Source organism: Bacteroidota bacterium (genome assembly GCA_020161395.1).
In the GTDB taxonomy this organism is placed as follows: Bacteria; Bacteroidota; Ignavibacteria; order Ignavibacteriales; family Ignavibacteriaceae; genus UTCHB3.
Genome location: JAIUOE010000013.1, coordinates 74,132 through 93,727 on the forward strand (window position 1 = coordinate 74,132; position 19,596 = coordinate 93,727).

Consider the following 19,596-nt stretch of genomic DNA (forward strand, 5'->3'; position numbering starts at 1 on the left):
TTAATTATTGAACCCTTGCGATTGGTCTTTTGCCTTTTATTACTGATGGCTTCAGTTGCGGTTCGCCTTCTACTGTCTGATAAGCCCAGTCGAATACTATTCTGTCTACTGATATCGATTTTACTCTGATCTTTGCATATTTGTTATCCCATAACCAGAAGACATATGTTCTGCCTGCGTACACTTTTGCGGTTTTGTCAGGAGCCCACCCGGATGAAGGGGCGAATTCGATATCGTAGATGTTATTTGTTGTTCCCATGTCTTTGATGTCTGTGTCATCGTAGACCGATAGATAATAAACCCCGTTTACCTTTTCGAAGAAGAAGTCTGCATCCTGAGCGTTCCATGCTACAGTTCTGTATCCGGAGAAGTCATATCCTGAAGATGCAGGGAAAGCATTTGCTTCATTCAGCATTTTTCCAAAACCTTCGGGTCTTGGTACCGCGTAGGCATATTCGTAGCTCAAGTCTGATTCATTCCCGTTTATATCGTATGCAGTAACAGCGTAAAAATATTTGTCACCATTCCTTACTCCATAATCGTCATACTGATTCCCATAAACAGTTGCGATATATTCGTATCGACCGCTGAAGCTGGAGGAAGAGTAGACTCTGTAACCTTTGACATCTGATTCCGGGCTGTGATCCCAGATGACAGTAGCAACGCCGTCACCATTGAGAACTTCAACATTTTTTGGAACCGATGGAGCACGATCGTCATAATATGGATCGTTAAAGAAATCGTTTCTGAATCTGCATCCCGAGAGAAGCAGGATTGTTGTTGCTATTGCTAAAATTAAACCAGTCTTTTTCATGGTATCACCTCTTGTTAAAATGTTTCTGCACTTATGGAACAACAACCGTGCCAAAACGATAATTGCTTTTTCAGGCGGTATTAAAGGGGATTGAGTCAGTTGGTTGTTTACAAAATTGAACAGATGTATAAAAAAGAGGAGAATTATTGCACAAGAGGAGGGGGAGACAGCATAAATCAGTCTCCCCGTAAAGAATTTATTCAGAAGTGATCAGTTTTCCTTTGTTGAAAATCGCCACCGGGCTTCCTTTTAAGACATAACCATTGAAAGGGGAGTTCTTCGATTTCGATTTGAATCTTGATACTTTAACCGTTCTTTCAGTATCCGGATTAAATATCGTCAAATTTGCCTTTTCGCCTTCTTTAATTGCAGGAACCGGGATATTCAGCAGTTTCCTCGGATTTACCGAAAGCTTTTCGATAACCTGAATTAATGACAATACACCCGTATGGTAAAGGTGGTGAAGTGAAAGACTGAGAGTGGTTTCGAGTCCAAGAATACCGTTCGGGGCATACTCAAATTCCATTTCCTTTTCTTCAATTGAATGCGGTGCATGGTCAGAAGCTATACAATCGATGGTGCCGTCCTTTAGACCTTCAATCATTGCTGTCACATCTTCTGCTGTTCGAAGGGGAGGATTCATTTTGAAATTGGTATCGTAATCTGCGAGGCAGTCATCTGAGAGAATGAAGTGGTGGGGGGTTACCTCTGCCGTTACTTTTATTCCTTTGGCTTTTCCTTCCCGAACAAGCTGAACTGCCTTTGCTGTAGAGATGTGGGCTATGTGGACTTTTGCGCCTGTGTATTCTGCCATCATGATATCTCTCGCAACTGTCAGTTCCTCGGCTATTGGCGGAACCGCGGTAAGCCCGAAACGGGTTGAATTTAATCCCTCATTCATAGAACCACCGGCAAGTGACTCGTCTTCGCAGTGTTCGATGACCGGAAGATCATACATGGATGCATATTCCATTACTTTTCTGAGAATTGAAGCTGTTTTAATGGCAACACCATCATCAGAGAAAGCCACAGCACCTGCTTCTTTCAGCTCACCCACGGGAGAAAGGCTTTCACCCTTGCGACCCATTGTTGCGGCAGCGACCGGAAATACATCAACGGGAGTTTTTGCGGCTTTTGATATAATGGATTCAACTATTTCAGCGGAGTCGATTGCCGGATCGGTGTTAGGCATGCATGCCACTGCTGTAAAACCACCGGCTGCAGCTCCTGCACATCCTGTTTCCACAGTTTCTTCATCCTCTCTTCCGGGTTCACGAAGATGAACATGAATGTCGATGAACCCTGGAGCTGCAACACATCCGGAGTAATCGTGAATATCAACATTCCAGTCGTTTAATCCAATTTCAGGAGCAATTTTCGTGATTACACCGTCATCTATCAGGATATCAGAGATGAGATCGAGCCCGAGTTCCGGATCGATAATACGAAGGTTCTTTAATAATGTTTGCATGTTAGTTTTCCTCGCCATGTCTGGTTCCAAGAAGATAGAGGATTGCCATTCTTACGGCAACCCCGTTTGTAACCTGTTCAAGAATTATCTGATGCTCTCCATCAGCCATTTCGGAAGATATTTCCACACCTCTGTTGATCGGTCCGGGGTGGAGGAGTAAGACATCCTTTTTGTTTTTTTCGAGCCTTTCCTTTGTAATTCCGTAGAACTTGTGATATTCACGGGTTGAAGGAAATGATGCTTTTGCTTTTCTTTCGAGCTGAATTCTCAGGATGTTGAGAACATCATTTTCCTGAATGGCATCGTCGATGTTGTGAATCACTTTTACACCAAGGTCCGAGATGTTTCTTGGGATGAGTGTTGCAGGACCACAGACCGATACATCTGCTCCCATCGCTTTCAGACCGAAGATATTTGACAAGGCAACTCTGGAATGGGCAATGTCGCCAACTATACATACTTTCAGTCCCTCAAGTTTTCCAAGTTTCTCTCTGATTGAGTACATGTCCAAAAGCGCCTGAGTAGGATGCTCATGGATGCCATCTCCCGCATTTATAACGACGGAGTCGGTTATTTTTGTCAGATAGAGTGGAACTCCCGCAGAAGCGTGCCTGACGACTATCATATCGACTTTCATTGCCTCGATGTTTCTTACGGTGTCCTTGAAAGTTTCGCCTTTCGAAACACTTGAACCCGACACGGAAAAATTGACGGAATCAGCAGAGAGTCTTTTTTCAGCGAGTTCAAAGGAGATTCTTGTTCGGGTGGAATTTTCATAGAAGAGATTAACTATCGTTTTCCCCTGCAGGGTGGGGACTTTTTTGATAGGTCTCTCGAGCACTTGCTTGAATGAAACAGCGGTATCCAGAATGGTTTGGATATCAGAGCTGCTTACATTTTCGAGCCCGAGGAGGTGTTTGATTTTCAGTTGCATTTTTTTAGTCCGTTTTTAATTTTCATTTATCGGCTTCAACAAGGTAAACGGCATCCTCGCCGTCGTGCTCAACAAGTTTTACTCTCACTTCCTCATTAATGGAAGTGGGAATGTTCTTTCCGATGATATCAGCTTTTATGGGAAGCTGGCGGTGACCCCGGTCGACGAGACAACAAAGTTTTATGGTGGCCGGTCTTCCAAAATCCATGATGGCACAGAGAGCCGAGCGGATGGTTCTTCCGGTGTAGAGTACATCATCGACGAGGACAATGTTTTTTTCGGTAATATCGAAGGTGATATTGGAAACGGAAACCTGTGGTTGTTTAAGTCTGGTTCGGAAATCGTCTCTGTAGAGGGTGACATCGAGAATGCCGAGAGGGACCTCAACTTTCTCAATTTCGAAGATTTTGTTTTTTAATCGTGTGGCGAGGTACTCTCCTCTGGTTCTTAATCCCATAATAATGAGATTGTCGGTTCCTTTGTTTTTCTCAACAATTTCGTGAGCCATACGGGTCACGACTCGTTGGAGGGCTTCCTGATCGAGAATTTTTGCTTTGATGTTCATATAATAAAAAACCTCCGGGCGCAGAGAGCCGGGAGGTTCCTTTCGGAATTGTGAAAGATGGGAAAATTTAGATGCATTTGTGTGTGGACTCCTTTTCCATTTCGCTGAACAGAATTAAAGGTGATTTGTGTCCGAAATTTAACATTTTTTTCTCAATCGGGCAAGAGGTAACGAAATATTTAAGACGGGGTCTGCTTAAAAATAGTGACAAAAGCTAAAAATATCAAATATTCAGGAGGACAAACCAGGCACTTTCAAACGGATTTTCGAGTGAGTTAAACAGACCTTGCCAAAGCCTTCAAAAACTACTATAACACTCAAACCGGTGAGCACATCGCCATTGCAGTCGGCAGCAGCGATCACGAATTAAGGTGCGACACCATTTTTCCAATTCTCCATATCAGGACTACTTTTTCTCCTCCTTTTTCTCAATTCTAACAGTATGGACAGGATGTTCATAATCAGGTGGTAAATAGCCTGCCGGAATTGTAACAGTGTTTCCATCCCTGTGTGCCATGTAGTGGGGTGACAGTATCTCAATACCGGCTTCATGGAAGCTGTCTTGAATGTTCTGGTGAAGCTCTGAGTAGATAACCGCCTGCTCGTTTGCATCACAGGTAAAACAGTTCAACTCATAACTTGGATAAAAATTTTCGAGACTAAGCTGCAAAACGAACGGTTTCGGCTGTTTCAATATCCTCGCAGTGCGGTTTGCCGCAGCGATAAGGAGGTCATGCGTTACTCTCCATGGAACTTCGTAACCTATTGTCACTACAGTTCTTAAGATCAGTCCGGCAGTTCTTGCTTCTACAGAGTAATTCACAGTGTTTGAATTCATTAAAGTCGAATTTGGAATTGTGATTATCTCATTGTATCGTGTTTTCATCCTGGTAACGAGTAGTGTCTTCTCAACTATGACACCCAAGGTATCACCTGACTTAACCCAGTCTCCAATTTGGAATGCTCTCATGTATGTAAGCACCGTGCCGGCGATAATGTTGGAAAGTGACCCTGCTGAAGACAAAGTGAAAAGAAAGCCAAGAAACACCGAAACACCCTGAAAAACGGGAGAATCAGATCCGGGCAAATACGGAAAGACGACAATGATGGCGAAGGCAATAACCAGAATCCTCATAATGTTGTAAGTCGGCTTCGCCCAGTCGGGATAAAAACCGGGTATTTTCAGGTTTTCGGATTCTATCTCACCGGAGAGATATCTGATTGCCTTAAGAATATAACGAAAAGTTACGGCTAATACTATGATCGTAAAAAAGTTTGGAAGATATCTGATGAGAGCGCCAATAATCTTCTTAACGGGATCAATCACGAATCCAATCAGATCAGCGGAAATGCTCTCTGTCCATGGGAAAAGATAAAACACGAGCGGAAGAGTGAGATACACTGTCAGAACGATAAGAAAAAGCCTCAGGATGTTCGAAATGAACATAAAGTACGCAATTTGCTTGTTTGCCGACAGCAACTCATAATCCTTAAACTTGATCCCCTTGAACCACTTCTTCCTGATAGAATAGACTTTGTATTTGTAAAGACGGAATCCCATGTTCAGGAATCGTACAACCAGGTACAGCGCGAAAAGTATGGCAAGGGCAAGTGCGGTTTTTAGCGCAAGTGTCTTAAAACTTGTGGCATCCTTGTAAGCCATAATTGATGCGATTATCCGGGAGCGATACAGTTTTGCAAGGTCTGTCTTCGACATCCCCATCCACAAGGCATCTCTTTCGGTGACAGTTAATATCACAATTTCCTTGTAGAGTATTCCCAAATCAGTCTCCCCCTTACCGATCTTTACTGAGTCGGGATCGAAGAAATAGTCGGAAGCCAGTTGCCTGATCCTGTCAGAATTAAACCTGGATCTTTCTTCAGCACCAAGTAAACCATATTTTACATACACGATAAAAATAGTATCACCAAATGGAGCTACCGCAAACCCCCTGTTAACCTGCTTGAGGGAGTCTGTCTGCTTTTTGAGTATTTCCAGTTTTTTGGTTTCGGCTTCCTTGAGAGTTTTCAACTCGTCGAGCAGTTCCTGCTTTTTCAGATTGTCTGTGGTCTTTAACTTAATTAGCTCTTGCTCAAGTTCCGCTCTGTAAACTGAATCAGCGATCCTCGTTGAGTCAAGCTTAGCCAGGAAAGCTGTAGCGGTTGAGTCGTCGTGAGGAACAGGTTGTTTCTGGGAAAGTATCCCTGTTGAAAGGAAAAAGAGTAACGCAAACAACTGTAGCATCTCCCTGATGGTCATGGTGCGGGCCTTCAATCTAAGCATGAGTTGGTGCTCAATTAATTAGTGAAAAGATTGTGCAATATGCGAAATGTATGTTTAAAATCAAAAAAGATTCCATTTGATTTATGTTGTAACAGTCCAAAATTTTTTGTAATTTAACATTACACATCTAATATATATCACACAACAATGGAGCCGATAGTGAGAAAACTCTTACTGTTTTTCTGGGTTATGTCGGGATTGTTCCTGACAGCGTATTCGCAACCCGAAGTATCCACCCGTTTAAACCGGGCACTGCAAAACAGCAGCAACGATGAATATGTGAAGGGAATAATCTTTCTTCGCGATCAGGTTGATGTTTTAAAGCTGGATGAAGAGCTTTACAAACAAAAAGCCACCCCTTCCCACCGTGCCGAAACCGTAATAACTGCTTTGCAGAACAAAGCATCGGGCACTCAAAGAAATCTGATCAAATATCTTGAATCGAAATCTGTTGATCGGGCGGTTTATACATTTAAGCCATTCTGGATTATTAACGCTATAGCTGTCGAAGCCAAAAAATCGGTTTTTGAGGAACTTGTCAGCAGCATGGAACTGGTAGCAATGGACCTTGATGTCCCGACCTATCTCGACAAGCCCCTTAATTTCAGGGACGCACCTGAATCCGAGGGAAAAGAAGCCGTTGAGCCGGGAGTAAAAATTATTAATGCACATTTGTTGTGGCAGATGGGTATTACTGGTGCGGGCACCATAGTAATGGGAGAAGACACCGGTGTCCGGCACACACATGTTGCCTTGGCTGCGAGATGGAGAGGCAATTTTGCACCTGCGAACCAGGCATGGCTCGATCCGGGTGCCGGTACAACAACTCCATCTGATTGTGACGGTCATGGCACCCACACAATGGGCACCATGGTTGGAAGATCAGCAGCGGGTGATACAGTTGGTGTAGCCCCCGATGCACAGTGGATGGCAGCCAAAACCATTTGTACAGGCAATTCTGTGACAAACCACATAACTGCTTTTCAGTGGGCTATGGATCCTGACGGAAATCCTGCCACCACTTCTGATATGCCGGCTTCAATTAATAATAGCTGGTACGAACCGGCAACGGTTAATCAGTGCGCCGGAGAATTTGTACAGTTATTTAATGCCGTCGAAGCAGCAGGTATCGCAATCTGTTTTTCGGCTGGTAACAGCGGTCCAAACCCTTCCACTATCACGATGCCAAAAAACATAAACACAAATGATGTGAATGTATTTGCCATGGCAGCCATTGATGGTGCAGCATGGCTCGGTGGAAGTACAAACCCAATTGCAAGCTTTTCAAGCCGCGGTCCCTCGACCTGTGGTGGATCAGGATCTCTTCTGATCAAACCGGAAGTATCAGCCCCAGGTGTCGGTGTCAGGTCCTCATATGGAAGTGGCGACAATTCCTATTCGAGTCTTGACGGAACATCAATGGCATCACCGCATGTCGCAGGTGCTGTTGCATTGTTGAAATCAGCTTTCCCGAACCTGACCGGTCATCAAATTAAAATGGCTCTCTATCAGACTGCCCGGGATCTCGGAGCAGCCGGTGAAGACAATAACTATGGTAGAGGACTTATTGATGTTTTTGCTGCATATACATTGCTTGCAACAGGACCTGGATTCCCCGGCAACCCTGTCCCTGCAATTGGTGCAACAAACATTCCTTTGGTTAGTTCACCAACACTTTCATGGTCGAACCCTGCCGGAACTGTTAAATCGACAGTCTACTTCTCATCAGACATGAATGCTGTTGTAACGATGAATCCTTCAGCAATTGTAAGAGCCGGTGCGGTTTATACGTCTTATACGCATCCTTCATCTCTGGCATATGGTACCACATATCACTGGAGAATAGTTGTTTCCGATGCAAGCGATTCGACAATCGGTGGTGTCTGGTCATTTGCAACAATTCCACCTCCTGCTCCAGTAGCTCCGACTAATGTAGTTGCGAACTGGACCGGTGCAAACAATCAGGTGACTGTGAACTGGACTGTACCGACAACAAACATCAACGGAAATACAATTGTTGTCGATTCTTCAGTTGTTTGGGCAAATGGAAACCTTCGCCTCGGAAAAGTTAACGGGACAGTCAACAGTTGCGTTGCTGACGGGTTACCAACCGGAATACATGTATTTAATGTTGTCGCTTACGACAGTGGATATGCAAGCCAGCCCGGAAATTCAACTCCGACCGGTGTTGGTATATATGCATCGGTATATTCGAAGAAGAAATATGTTGCCATCAGAGATCTTCAGAGTGCAGTTGATACAGTACTCGTTCCTGCGATGGAAGCTAACATTGTGAAAGTTATTGTTCGCCTTGACACCATAATGCATACTTATGATGCTGATTTGGACATTTACTTAAAAGCTCCTGATGGCACAGAGATCGAGCTTTCTACTGATAACGGTTCGTCGAGTGATAACTACATTGGTACGATATTCGATGATGAAGCAACAGCTCTCATCACTGCGGGAACTGCTCCCTTCACCGGAACTTTCAAACCTGAGGGTCTCCTTTCAACCTTCGCTAACAAACAGTCCGCGGGTGCTTGGATTCTCAGAGTATATGATGACGCTAACACAGATACAGGACATGTAAAAGGGTGGACACTCACTCTCATCACAGCAGCCCCTGTTCCTGTTGAGCTTTCTTCATTCTCTGTTAATGCGAAAGGTAATTCCGCAGAGCTCGGTTGGACAACTGCCACAGAGACCAATAATCTTGGTTTTGAAGTTGAAAGAAAATCAGCAAACGGCTCTTTCGAAAAAGTTGGATTTGTAGCCGGTAAAGGCACAACAACTGAATCGAACAGTTATTCGTTCGTTGATAAGGGTCTGTCAGCCTCAACCTACACTTACAGATTGAAACAGGTTGATCTCAATGGTCATTTTGAATACAGCAGTGAAGTGGAAGTAAATGTTGATATGCCTGTTGAATTTGGACTTGGTCAAAACTATCCAAATCCATTTAACCCCTCAACAACCATTAATTTCGCTCTTCCGGTTGAAGCAAAAGTAACCCTTAAGGTTTTTGATGCAATTGGCCAGGAAGTTATGACACTCGTTAATGGCAGCATAGCTGCAGGCAACCATTCAGTAGTTTTTGATGCAACAAAGCTGAACAGCGGACTTTACATTTACACGATAAATGCAGAGGCAGCCGGTGGCAACAAGTTCTCGAAAACGATGAAAATGATGCTTTTGAAGTAAACTTAGTGTTAATTTTTTGTGAGAGCCGGTTAATCCGGCTCTTTTTTTACTCGTTTTTGTTAGATTAGCAGACGAAAATTTTAATTTTTAATAGATGACAACAGAAAACACAAGACCTCAAAAAATATCAGTTCCCTGGATCAAACCATTTGCACTTCTTTTTGCTGTAAGTTTTGCAATATTTGGTATAGGGCGTCTTGTAGATTTCCTGCTTGTCAAATTCGGGCTGAATCCTTTTGGGTTCATGTTCAACAATCAGATAGATGTTCTGTCAAATACACTCGGTGGACTCGGGGAGGTTGTCACGAGCGTTTTGGCGATCGAGATTACAGCCCTTGCGATCATCGTACAACTGGCAGCCAACAAATATTCATCCAAGATATTTGAACTTTTTTTTGAAAACAAGATAAATGTAATCATCCTTTTTATCTATGTTATAACCGCAATTGTGACCGTTCTTGTAGTAAATACCCTTAATTCATCAGAAACTGCTGCTTTTGCGTTTTCGATTTCACTAACTTTGTTGCTGATAATTTTAAGTCTTGTGGTTGTGATACCTCACTTTAATTATGTGTTCCAGTTTCTGAGACCTGATAATTTTCTTCTATATGTTGAAAACGAGGTCAGGGAAATTCTGGACAAGATGTTGAAGAGCAGAAGAAAAGGGAAAAAATATATTGAGCAGGAAAAGCAACTGGTAAATGAAAAAATTAATTTTATCGGTGATGTTGCAATAAATTCCATTATTTCGGGTGACAGAGCGAGTACACTTCTTTGCATAAATTCGCTCAAAAATGTTTTATCCTTCTACATTAAACTGAAGGACAGACTTCCTGAAGGGTGGGACAATATCAGTGGCTCTGTGCTGCTGGATCCTGATTTTTCAAGTTTCGCTCCTTATGTATTGAAAAAGATAGAAAACAAAAAGATATTTCTTGAGACAAAAGTTTTCAAACTCTATGAAATGCTTTTTGAACAGGGGAGAAAGTCGATGCGGGATGTAATATCCGGCATCCTGTTGAATGTTGAACTGATCTCCTACGAAGCCATGAAGAATAATGATTCCGGTACACTTCAAATGGCTTTTCAGTATATGAATACATTTTTAAGGATAGGGATAAGGGAGAAAGACCCCAGAACGGTCTTTACAGCACTGGAACACTACAGGCTTATTGGAGAAGAGACTCTTAAGTTTGATCCGAAACTGGCAGAGGAATTGTCTTTTTATTTCAAATATTATGGACATGAATCGGTTAAAAACAATGTTTTGTTCATTCTGGAGACAGTGGCATACGATTTGTGTTTGCTGAATGAAAAAGCTCACGAACTGAATTCGCCAAACAAAGACAAGCTGCTCGAAATATTTTTAACTCTCGATCAACCGATTGAGGATAACTCTCCGCAGAAGGAGAGTAAAGAGGAAATGTCACTGGTGGGAGTCAGAATCGCTCAGATCAGACTTGCAGGTTACTACCTGCTGAATAACGATGTGGAACATGCAAAGCATATCTTTGAAGACCTTAAAGTTGAGCCAAAATCGAGAATTCATAAAATCAGAGATATAATAACCGGGACGAATAATGAGGAATTTTGGGAGATCACGCCCCGTGGAATTAACTTTTATTTTATGCCACCGGACAGACGGGATGCCCTCACTGAGTTTTTTTCGTGGTTTGAAGAATAAAATTGAAAAATTTTGATTTAAATCATGCATTTAATACAAAAAATTGTTTAAATTTTGTTGGATAGAAAAAAATAATAGTTGCATTTCTTCCTGATTCTGCTTAATATGTAGTCAGGATATTTGGAATCATCTCAAGTTATTTAAAATACTAATTAATCGAAATCATCATCATCATCATTCACAGGAGTTAATATGGCACATGGAAAAGTAGTGCACGAACAACCAAAGACAGCTTTCGGCCGTTTCATGGTCTACACTGTAGTAGCCAAATACGCAAACAATATACAAGGTATTGTATATATGGGTGCAGCAGTCCTCATCATCATTGTTGGTCTAAGAGGTTTGGGTGAGCTCGCCGGTACCCTGGCTGTTGTTCCAAAATTCTTATTAGATCATGAGCTCAAGAAAATCGACCCGAACTGGGTAATGATGGCTCTGTTCCTGGAATTCTTCCTTCTTATGATTCTCGCTGCAGTCACATTCTTCACTCCTGAAGAGTATGGTCACATTTCACATGAAGATGCAGAGAAACCAAAAGAAGCCGAACCTGCCGGTTTTAATAGTGTTATTTCCGTTCCAAAGAACCTTTCCGCTGATCTCAGAGCAGAGCTCGAACAACTTCAGAGAGTTGCAGATGATCAGATTAAGGTTGTAAACAGCGTCATTGATCAATACAATGCATTGAACAAAAAGATCACAGTTATTCAACAGCAGTCATTACAGGCTCTTTCCGACTTGAAAACAAAAATTTCCTGATCGCTCACTAAAAATCTAAAAGGAGATTGAAATGAAAAAGAGCCAAGTGTACTTTATTATGTATATCGTACTGATCACGGAATTGTTGATTGTGATCACCGAGCGCGATGAGCTTATGGAAAAAGAAGAACAGATTAAAATCAAGATGATCTCCAGTATTGCTGACCAGTACAAGAGAGACATCGAACTGACTGCTCCGATTCCTTACAGTGAGTGGCAAATCGGGACAGACTCGGTAAAGATTCCGATCAGTGCAACAGGCCTCGTATCTGACGAAGAGAAAAAATCGGCAGTTTATGTGGCTAAATCGGAGGGAGGAAAGTCACCGGGAAGTGGTGCATTCCCTTCAGAACTCACTTCTGCATCACCTGCAGGACCCTACTCAATCGTTAAAGATGTGAATGGAAATGCGACCATTGAGATCATGAAAGTGACCTCGATTGGTGAGTATGAATTCACGGCTTATTTGAAGGTAAAAAGACAGCTTCCAACATACCTGCCTGCGTTTCTTCTCGAAGAGTTAAAAAAAGCGAGTGGATTCAAAGAAGGTCAGGAAGTCACAACAAAACCTGTCAAAATCAAGATCAAGGTTAAGACTGAACCCCCGGCACAGCAACCCAAGAAGGGTGATGTGATCAATGTGGGTCCATCTATAGATTAATATTAGGAAACACGATGAACAGAACATTACTAAAAGCAACGATCTTTATCTTTTTGTTATCGACAATTGGTTTTTCACAAGGATTTAAGATAGACGATACGCTTGAAGTAGTGACTTTACAGAAGGTAAGAGTACCGGAGATTCCTCTGGTACTCTCTGCCATCACCAAGGTCAACTCACTTTCAGCAGAGATCCTCAATTCATCCGGATCGAGCATCTTAAAACTGACTGACAGCCAAAAATTTCAGAAACCATCTTCAGATGAAGTTGTTTCAAAGGTAACCCAACAACAAGGTAGAGGTGTAACAGTTCAGACTTATTTTGAACCGTTATTTGAAGAACCCGGTATCTATTATCTAAAAATGTCGATAAATGTGACCGGTGAAGCAAATAAAGCCCTTGTTGCGGATAAATATTACATGATCGATGTAAAAATTCCGTCTTTGGCTGCGCCGGTAGCAGTTAGAAACAGCTATTTTTTCAGTGAAAATCCTGCTTTTAGTTTTGCCGTAAAAGAATATACCGATCAGGAAAAATATTCGTACAAGATTTCCGACGGTGTGAGCACACTGAAGGAAGGAAAAGGATCATTTATCAACCTTAGTGAAATTCTGAACGATGCTCAAAATGTTGGAAAAAGCATAAAAGTTCAGGGATTTTACAATGACAAACTGATGACTTTCAATGACCCTGTTACAGGTAAGCCACAGGTTGCATCATGGGACATAATGATCCAAAAACCCGGGTTGGGAGATTTCAGCGGTTGGGCTACGCTTTCCGAAAAAGAAGCTGAGAATGCCGCTCCATGGTATATCAGTGTCGACAATCAGGCTTCAAGACAATTTCTGTTTGGGTATTTTGGTAATACAGCCAATGGATTTGTGTTTGCCGCTCCAAAGTTTAATCAGTTAAGGGTGACAGCCGAACCTGATAACTTTATTCAGAGTGTTTCTCAGACCAAAAAAGGATTGTTCCCGGTTGTAGAGATAGTCGTTAATCCCGCATTCCTGGATGCAATGGCAATCGGGTCTGATCAGGATATCAAATTAACGATTCAGTTTACAACCCAGTTCGGTGAAAAAGTGGTTAAGAAATACCGTGCGAATGTGATAAAGTAGAGCTCAACAAAGGATTTATAAATAAAAAAGACAATACAATGAAACGATTACTTACACTGATTATGGTTGCAGGTTTTCTTCTCCAGCCCCTCATGGCGCAGGAGGCAGATGACTATATCCGTAATATCGATCTTAAGTTGAGAAAAGATAAAAAATATCTGAACCTCAACTTCGTTGATCTTGCCGGTACCGAGAAATTGCTCCAGAGCATGAATCCGGTACAGAGAGTTGATGGCAAGGACCCATTTATATTTAAGGCGAATGACAATTATACATACAGAGTTGTCTTTCTTACCAATGCAATTGGAATGGATTCGACAGTTCTCCTTTATATAAGTGAGATCATAGCCGCAGGAGCCGGAGACTCAGCAAACATCTTCGGTGCAAATCAAGCCGGTGGACCAACAGAATCAATGGTGATAGCATTCAAGGATGTCAATTCCATGCTCGGAAGTGAATATGGAAAATATTCGAAACTTGTCGAATATATTGACAGAATGCAGAAAGTGGATCCGGAATACAAATACGGTACACTTCTCGGTATTCTGCCTGATGATGCCATAAACACATCTTTGGGTATCACCTCAAGAGACAACACAGATTTTCTGAACTTCATGCGTGCAAATTCGTTACACTGGTATCCTAAAGTTGCGCAAAAGTCTTCCACCAAGAAAGGTAGAGGACAATCCGGTTCGGGTGCGGAAGTTTCGACATCTTCAGATTTTAGAATTGATGCAGGATTCAGTTCTCTCTCATTCTCACACAAGGCGATGGATTTTTCCATAGGTGCCGCCGGGATTGAGATTACCATGGAAGAACCTGTGTTACATGCTCTGCCATTTGGGAACAACACCCTTGGATTTGGATTCAGGACTCTCTTTAATCTTTCCAAGGACACAAAAAACCCTAATGCAGGCATGGTTCTCGATGCAAGATTTCTCGGAAGAATCAGAACAAAGACAAACGAGATTGTAAACAATCTGCCTTTTGCTCTGAACGCAACTTCCAACTTCCATGTCGGTACATCCGCTGCCATAGACCTTCATGTTACAAGGCCTTTTGGTCTTCCCTTCATGAACGCATATGTCGCGATTGGTGGCAGAGGATATTCAAATCCCTATGTGACATTCAAGGATAAACTTGTAGCAAATCAGAAGTATGCATACTTCTCATTTACACAGGCAGAGGGTTCATTTTCCTTCTACTGGAATACGAGTGACAAACTTAGCTCCAGATTCAGAATTGATGTCGGATTGGGTTATTTTGACATGTTAAAAGCTTACTACCCGGGCGGCAGAACAACTGCAACCAAGACCGAGGTGGTTGACAATCTAATTTCACCCGTTGTTACACTTCATTACACCTTTGCACCTGAACAGAATGATATTTTTGGTGTGAAGCTAAGAGTATTTGATTCTGTCGTAAAAGCAGAGGGCTGGCTCAAGCTGCTCGAACTTGACGGCGGTCATGTATTCAGATTTGCAGGAACTGTTTTCTCGAATCCAATCGGAAGAACCATCCGAGAATGGGAAAACGAAGGAAGTGTTTTCTTCCAAATTAGATACAGATATGGTTTCTAATCATTTTAAGAGATGGATGGAATTATGAAAAAGACATTATTTATAGTAACGGCGTTCCTGATGTTTGTGCCATACATAAAGGCACAGACAGCCGGTGACCCCGAGGTAGAAAAACTCAAGAACCTGTATCAAAGTCTGGAGTATAACACCCTTGCTTTTGATGATCTCAAACAAAAATGGATGATCGATGATCCCACTTTTATTCGTGAGATATTCAACAGGTTTGTTGTAAGAAACGCTCTTCGTTTGAACGGAAGAACTGTGAAACCTGATATCATCAAAGAAAGAGTCAAACAGGTTCAGGAAGGCGATGTCACAATTGAAGTAAGAAAACGGTATTATGACGACGAACTCGAGTTCTTCGCCTTCTACCCTTCAAGTGAGATCGGGAAGGAAAATCCTCAACCTCTATTTGATATTGTGCATGACGGTTTTTTGTTGAAAGAGATTGTTGGCGATAAGTCTTACGACAAAATCAAAGAGCTGACTTATTTTTACAAAGAGACAACAAAACAACAGACCTACACCAAGATGGGTTATAATTTCGATGTTAACCTCAACCTGCTTCGTCCTGAAGTAATGTATTGGGGAACGACATCAGAAGGAAGCAATAAATATCTTCTTTCCCTGTTTGGACAATGGGGAAGTGATAAAGCTTTCTGGCCAGGCTGGTATCTGAATGAATATTTTGTCGGATCGAGACTTACCTATTTCAAGAGTCTGAGCAATGATCCAGAGAAATTTACATACAGATTATCAATCGGTGCTGGCATTCCGTCCAACAGACCATACAAGGATGACGGAAAAGTCTCGAGACTCTGGGTTGCAGGTCAGGCTGTATATGCCAAACTTGAAGGCTATCCTTTCACATTTATTGATTCTGACTTCATGAAAGATGTACTCTTCTCAGTTGAAGGTAAGGTTACAATAAATGATAACAAGAAAGCTGATTTTGGCAAATTCACTTCAATACAGAATTTCTACTCCAACAAGTTCTTTTTAAACTGGGAACTGAGGAAAAGAAATCTTATGAATGTGTTTGACTTTGGTGATCTTGAAGTTGGACTTGTTCTTTCATCCTCAGACATTAACAAACTGCGTCTCGACCCCGCTCAGGCAGAAATTATTGATCTGGAGAAGGGAAGAAAAAGCTTTATGCAGAAATTTAATCACATTTTATCTGCCGAAGTTGGTGTCAGAAAGTCTGCAGGACTTATCCAGCACTCCATCAATATGGTAGCCGGATATGCAACTGACGGATACGGATTTCTTGGTCTGAAAGCAATGGGAATGATAAGTGGTAATTTTGGTCTGGATGTTCAGATATTCAGCTCATTTAGCGTTAATAAAACCAAATTCCCATACAGATACGACACATATGTTGTATTTTCACCAATTCTGAGAATTAACTACTAATTACTATCCCCCGGTGAATAAACGCCGGGGGAACCTTTCCAATTTAAAGACAGACACAAAATGACGAGAATTGCATTTACTGTTTTATTTCTCTTTACATGTAATTTGTTGGCTCAAACCACAGATGAGATGTACAGGATAATCGAGAGGAAGTTACAGGTAGATAAAACATATCTCGATATCTACACATATAATTTCACTCCTGATGCAACAATGTCGAATTTACTGCCTGCAATTCCACTTACTGACGGACGAGGGGTCTTTCGCTTCAACAGTAATGGCAATATAAACTATTCACTGGTATTCAAAAAGCCGGATCTGGAAAATGATACGATTATTTTGTTATATCTGCTTGAGATAGGCGCAGGAGGTGCAGCCGACAGTTCTAACATTTTTGGAAGTAATGTTGCCGGAGGTGCTGACAGTAATATGGTAGTAAAGTTCAAAGATTTTATGGAACTCTATTTTACCAAAGATCAGTCATACACGCAGTTACTTTCTTTTCTGAATCGTGAACTACTGACAACAGATGCCTCATCACTATCGAAGATCGACAAAAAAGAGAAAGAGAAGATAACCCGCGGCATCTCCTCGGACGGAAATTTGGATTTCATTGCCTACCAGCTTACCAACAGTCTGCACAAGTATCCAAAAGCCATCGCCTCCAAGACTTCAGGTCGGGGGAGGGGAAGTCAGACCACTGCTCCCACAGGGGCACCCTTCCAAATTGATGGTTCCTTGTCTTCTCTCAGTTTCTTCCACCCCGTTATGGATTATGGATTTGGCTTTGTGAGTGTTGAGTTCAATACCCACACTCCTGTGGTTAATGTAATTCCATGGAAAGGGCAGTCAGTTACAGGTGGAGTTCGGGCTTTATTCAGTATATCAGGTTCTATTGCTAATCCGCTGACTGACATGCTGATTGATGCCAAACTGATGGGAAGATTTCATATCGATATGAATTCATTTTTAGGAAATCTTCCGTTTGTAATGGGAGACCCGATCTCACTTAATGTCGGAAATGGATTTATTGTGGATGTGAAGACAACAGGATCTTTCAGTCTGCCGTTTTTCAATGCCTATTTTGCATATGGACCTGAAAACCTTGAGAATCCTTCTTACAGAGTTGGATCGAAAGCTTATTTCACATTCACACAATGGGAATCGACCATGTCATTCTTCTGGAACAATTCAGAGAAGAGAGCGATAAGGTATAAAATGGATCTTGGGGTGGGTGGATTCGATGTTATTGAAGCTGATTATTCAGGAGCGGTTACAGCCCGTGCCAAATTAAAAGATGTTATCCAGCCTGTTGTTGCACTCTCAGTTAACTTCGTTCCAAATGATGTGGAATTTCTTGGTACTGATTTCAGATTTTTCGATAATCACCTGACATCAAAAATCTGGCTAAAACTGCTGGAGTTTGGTGGTGACCACAATTTCCGGGTTGAGATGACAAATGTTTCATCAGCGATGTTCAGAGAACCTGAAATATGGGAAAGCAAAAGTTCGCAGACATTTATCCAGTTGAGGTACAGATATGGTTTCTAAAATCAGGTATATATCAGTTATCGGATTGTTACTCTGTCTGAATTTCAATTTGTTTGCTCAAGACATTCAGAATACGCCTCCGCCTCTCGACGCCAAAATGGAGAAACTGATAAAAGTTTACAGAAATCTTGAACTAAACACGGCTGCATTCGATGATTTGCGCGAGAAGTGGATTGTCACTGATCCCGTTTTGGTCAGAGCAGTATTCAATAAGTTTCTGGTCAGCAACGGATTGAGAATCGACGGCAGAAAACCTTCTCTCGATTTTGTTCGTGAAAAAGTAAAAGATATCTACAAAGGCGAAGTTTTCATCGATCTTCGTAAACGCTATTATGACGATGAAATAGATATGTTTAGGTTTTATTCTGAGAGCAAAGTAAGTAAGAATCCCGACTCACTCGATTTCTTTTTTGATCCGGTTGAGGATTTTGTCAGAATTCAGGATATTGTCGGACCGGAAAATTACACATTGTTAAAATCTCAGAGATATGCATTTAATGATGTTTCAAAGACATATTATGATGAGAAACTTTCCTACAAGTTCGACATATTTTTTAGTCTTATAGAACCGCATCTGACTTTCTACAACTTCACAACAAATGACAAGAACAAGTATCTGATCTCCGCATTTGGTCGTTGGGGTTATGACAAAATGATCATGCCGGGGTGGTTTTCACCGACATATAATGCCGGTCTGAGGGTAACCTACATCGACAGGATTCTGAATAACCGTCCAAACGATGTTTTCACATTCGACATCGGGATGGGTATACCGGTTTCACAACCATTTGTTGATAAACAGGTACCTCATGGCAAGCGGCACTTCATGACCGGACAGAATATTTATATGAATCTGAAAGGCAATTTCCTTCGTTATGCCTCCGAATACTGGAGAGATTACGACCTGAATCTTGAAGCGTCACTCGCATTAAGTACATTTGAACCTGGTCAGATTAAACATGTGAGCGTGAATTCCAATATCAGTTCGATTAGAAATTATCTGAATTTTGGAATGGAGAGGAAGAATTTTGTAGACCTTGAAACTTTTGGATATCTGGGAGCCAATCTTGGACTGGGTATTTACGAAGTGCAGGATTACAATCTTGATCCCTCAAAACCGCAGTTGACTGAGCTTCCCATGACCGGAAGCAAGTCGAAGTTCTATGTTCAGGCTGCGGGTTTGTTCACTAAAGAGGATGCCTTGTTCGCATACACATTCAAACCGACTGTTTTCTATAATGTCACGGAGAGCAACCTGTATTACGGTTTCAACCTCTCATTCCTTATCAGCAACTCTTTCGGTTTTGAATTCAAGTATTACAGCGGTGTAGTGATTGGCAGCGATCCATTGCCGACATACAGGGACGGATCTTATGTGGTCTTCTCACCAATGATAAGAATCAACTACTAAGGAACCTGTTTTTTAAAAATAAAGAGGCTGTCTCGATAGTAAATATCCAGCAGCCTCTTTTTTTATGTCATTTTTCGTTTTTTTGAATAATACCGGTAATTGTTCATTACCCAAAGTGACTTTTGTGTTTTTTGATCAAAAAAAAGG

The 19,596-nt window shown here is 41.8% G+C and carries 14 protein-coding genes; 9 read left to right on the top strand and 5 right to left on the bottom strand.

Annotation, left to right across the window (positions count from 1 at the left end):
* Positions 1-4 precede the first annotated feature (4 nt).
* The 5 genes from LCH52_15555 to LCH52_15575 form a co-directional block, all read right to left on the bottom strand.
* Positions 5-814, bottom strand: coding sequence for a hypothetical protein (locus LCH52_15555; GenBank protein ID MCA0389903.1), 810 nt, complete (start codon positions 812-814; stop codon positions 5-7).
* Between the two features lie 196 nt (positions 815-1,010).
* Entirely contained in the window at positions 1,011-2,285 is a 1,275-nt protein-coding gene (locus LCH52_15560; GenBank protein ID MCA0389904.1) for a dihydroorotase, read from the bottom strand.
* 1 nt (position 2,286) lies between these two features.
* Complete coding sequence (locus LCH52_15565; GenBank protein MCA0389905.1) at positions 2,287-3,219, bottom strand: aspartate carbamoyltransferase catalytic subunit; 933 nt, start codon at positions 3,217-3,219, stop codon at positions 2,287-2,289.
* A gap of 22 nt (positions 3,220-3,241) precedes the next feature.
* A complete protein-coding gene (gene pyrR, locus LCH52_15570) occupies positions 3,242-3,784 on the bottom strand; it encodes a bifunctional pyr operon transcriptional regulator/uracil phosphoribosyltransferase PyrR (GenBank protein ID MCA0389906.1) in 543 nt (180 codons plus the stop codon).
* Positions 3,785-4,190: 406 nt separating this feature from the next.
* Positions 4,191-6,068 (bottom strand): mechanosensitive ion channel family protein, encoded by a 1,878-nt coding sequence (locus LCH52_15575; protein ID MCA0389907.1) that lies wholly within the window; start codon positions 6,066-6,068, stop codon positions 4,191-4,193.
* Between the two features lie 159 nt (positions 6,069-6,227).
* Between LCH52_15575 and LCH52_15580 the strand changes: the two genes are divergently transcribed.
* The 9 genes from LCH52_15580 (at position 6,228) to LCH52_15620 (ending at position 19,449) form a co-directional block, all read left to right on the top strand.
* Positions 6,228-9,272 carry a S8 family serine peptidase gene (locus LCH52_15580; GenBank protein MCA0389908.1) on the top strand — a complete coding sequence of 1,015 codons (3,045 nt, stop codon included), beginning with the start codon at positions 6,228-6,230 and terminating at the stop codon, positions 9,270-9,272.
* Between the two features lie 94 nt (positions 9,273-9,366).
* Complete coding sequence (locus tag LCH52_15585) at positions 9,367-10,956, top strand: DUF2254 domain-containing protein (GenBank protein MCA0389909.1); 1,590 nt, start codon at positions 9,367-9,369, stop codon at positions 10,954-10,956.
* Positions 10,957-11,148: 192 nt separating this feature from the next.
* Positions 11,149-11,712, top strand: a complete 564-nt coding sequence (locus LCH52_15590) for a hypothetical protein (protein MCA0389910.1) — start codon at positions 11,149-11,151, stop codon at positions 11,710-11,712.
* Between the two features lie 31 nt (positions 11,713-11,743).
* Entirely contained in the window at positions 11,744-12,373 is a 630-nt protein-coding gene (locus LCH52_15595; GenBank protein ID MCA0389911.1) for a hypothetical protein, read from the top strand.
* Between the two features lie 14 nt (positions 12,374-12,387).
* Positions 12,388-13,491: a hypothetical protein gene (locus LCH52_15600; GenBank protein MCA0389912.1), complete on the top strand. Its 1,104-nt coding sequence runs from the start codon at positions 12,388-12,390 to the stop codon at positions 13,489-13,491.
* Positions 13,492-13,529: 38 nt separating this feature from the next.
* Positions 13,530-15,071 (top strand): hypothetical protein, encoded by a 1,542-nt coding sequence (locus LCH52_15605; protein ID MCA0389913.1) that lies wholly within the window; start codon positions 13,530-13,532, stop codon positions 15,069-15,071.
* Between the two features lie 24 nt (positions 15,072-15,095).
* A complete protein-coding gene (locus LCH52_15610; protein MCA0389914.1) occupies positions 15,096-16,487 on the top strand; it encodes a hypothetical protein in 1,392 nt (463 codons plus the stop codon).
* A gap of 60 nt (positions 16,488-16,547) precedes the next feature.
* Positions 16,548-18,038, top strand: coding sequence for a hypothetical protein (locus LCH52_15615; GenBank protein MCA0389915.1), 1,491 nt, complete (start codon positions 16,548-16,550; stop codon positions 18,036-18,038).
* On the top strand, positions 18,028-19,449 hold the full coding sequence (locus LCH52_15620) for a hypothetical protein (protein ID MCA0389916.1): 1,422 nt from the start codon (positions 18,028-18,030) through the stop codon (positions 19,447-19,449). Before LCH52_15615 ends, LCH52_15620 begins: the two co-directional genes overlap by 11 nt.
* Positions 19,450-19,596 lie beyond the last annotated feature (147 nt).

Excerpts from the sequence above, each read along its gene's own strand:
- LCH52_15575 (MCA0389907.1), bottom strand. The coding sequence starts at position 6,068 with ATGCTTAGATTGAAGGCCCGCACCATGACCATCAGGGAGATGCTACAG.
- LCH52_15595 (MCA0389911.1), top strand. The coding sequence starts at position 11,744 with ATGAAAAAGAGCCAAGTGTACTTTATTATGTATATCGTACTGATCACG.
- LCH52_15620 (MCA0389916.1), top strand. The coding sequence starts at position 18,028 with ATGGTTTCTAAAATCAGGTATATATCAGTTATCGGATTGTTACTCTGT.
- LCH52_15600 (MCA0389912.1), top strand. The coding sequence starts at position 12,388 with ATGAACAGAACATTACTAAAAGCAACGATCTTTATCTTTTTGTTATCG.
- LCH52_15610 (MCA0389914.1), top strand. The coding sequence starts at position 15,096 with ATGAAAAAGACATTATTTATAGTAACGGCGTTCCTGATGTTTGTGCCA.
- LCH52_15585 (MCA0389909.1), top strand. The coding sequence starts at position 9,367 with ATGACAACAGAAAACACAAGACCTCAAAAAATATCAGTTCCCTGGATC.
- pyrR (MCA0389906.1), bottom strand. The coding sequence starts at position 3,784 with ATGAACATCAAAGCAAAAATTCTCGATCAGGAAGCCCTCCAACGAGTC.
- LCH52_15560 (MCA0389904.1), bottom strand. The coding sequence starts at position 2,285 with ATGCAAACATTATTAAAGAACCTTCGTATTATCGATCCGGAACTCGGG.
- LCH52_15555 (MCA0389903.1), bottom strand. The coding sequence starts at position 814 with ATGAAAAAGACTGGTTTAATTTTAGCAATAGCAACAACAATCCTGCTT.
- LCH52_15615 (MCA0389915.1), top strand. The coding sequence starts at position 16,548 with ATGACGAGAATTGCATTTACTGTTTTATTTCTCTTTACATGTAATTTG.
- LCH52_15605 (MCA0389913.1), top strand. The coding sequence starts at position 13,530 with ATGAAACGATTACTTACACTGATTATGGTTGCAGGTTTTCTTCTCCAG.
- LCH52_15565 (MCA0389905.1), bottom strand. The coding sequence starts at position 3,219 with ATGCAACTGAAAATCAAACACCTCCTCGGGCTCGAAAATGTAAGCAGC.
- LCH52_15590 (MCA0389910.1), top strand. The coding sequence starts at position 11,149 with ATGGCACATGGAAAAGTAGTGCACGAACAACCAAAGACAGCTTTCGGC.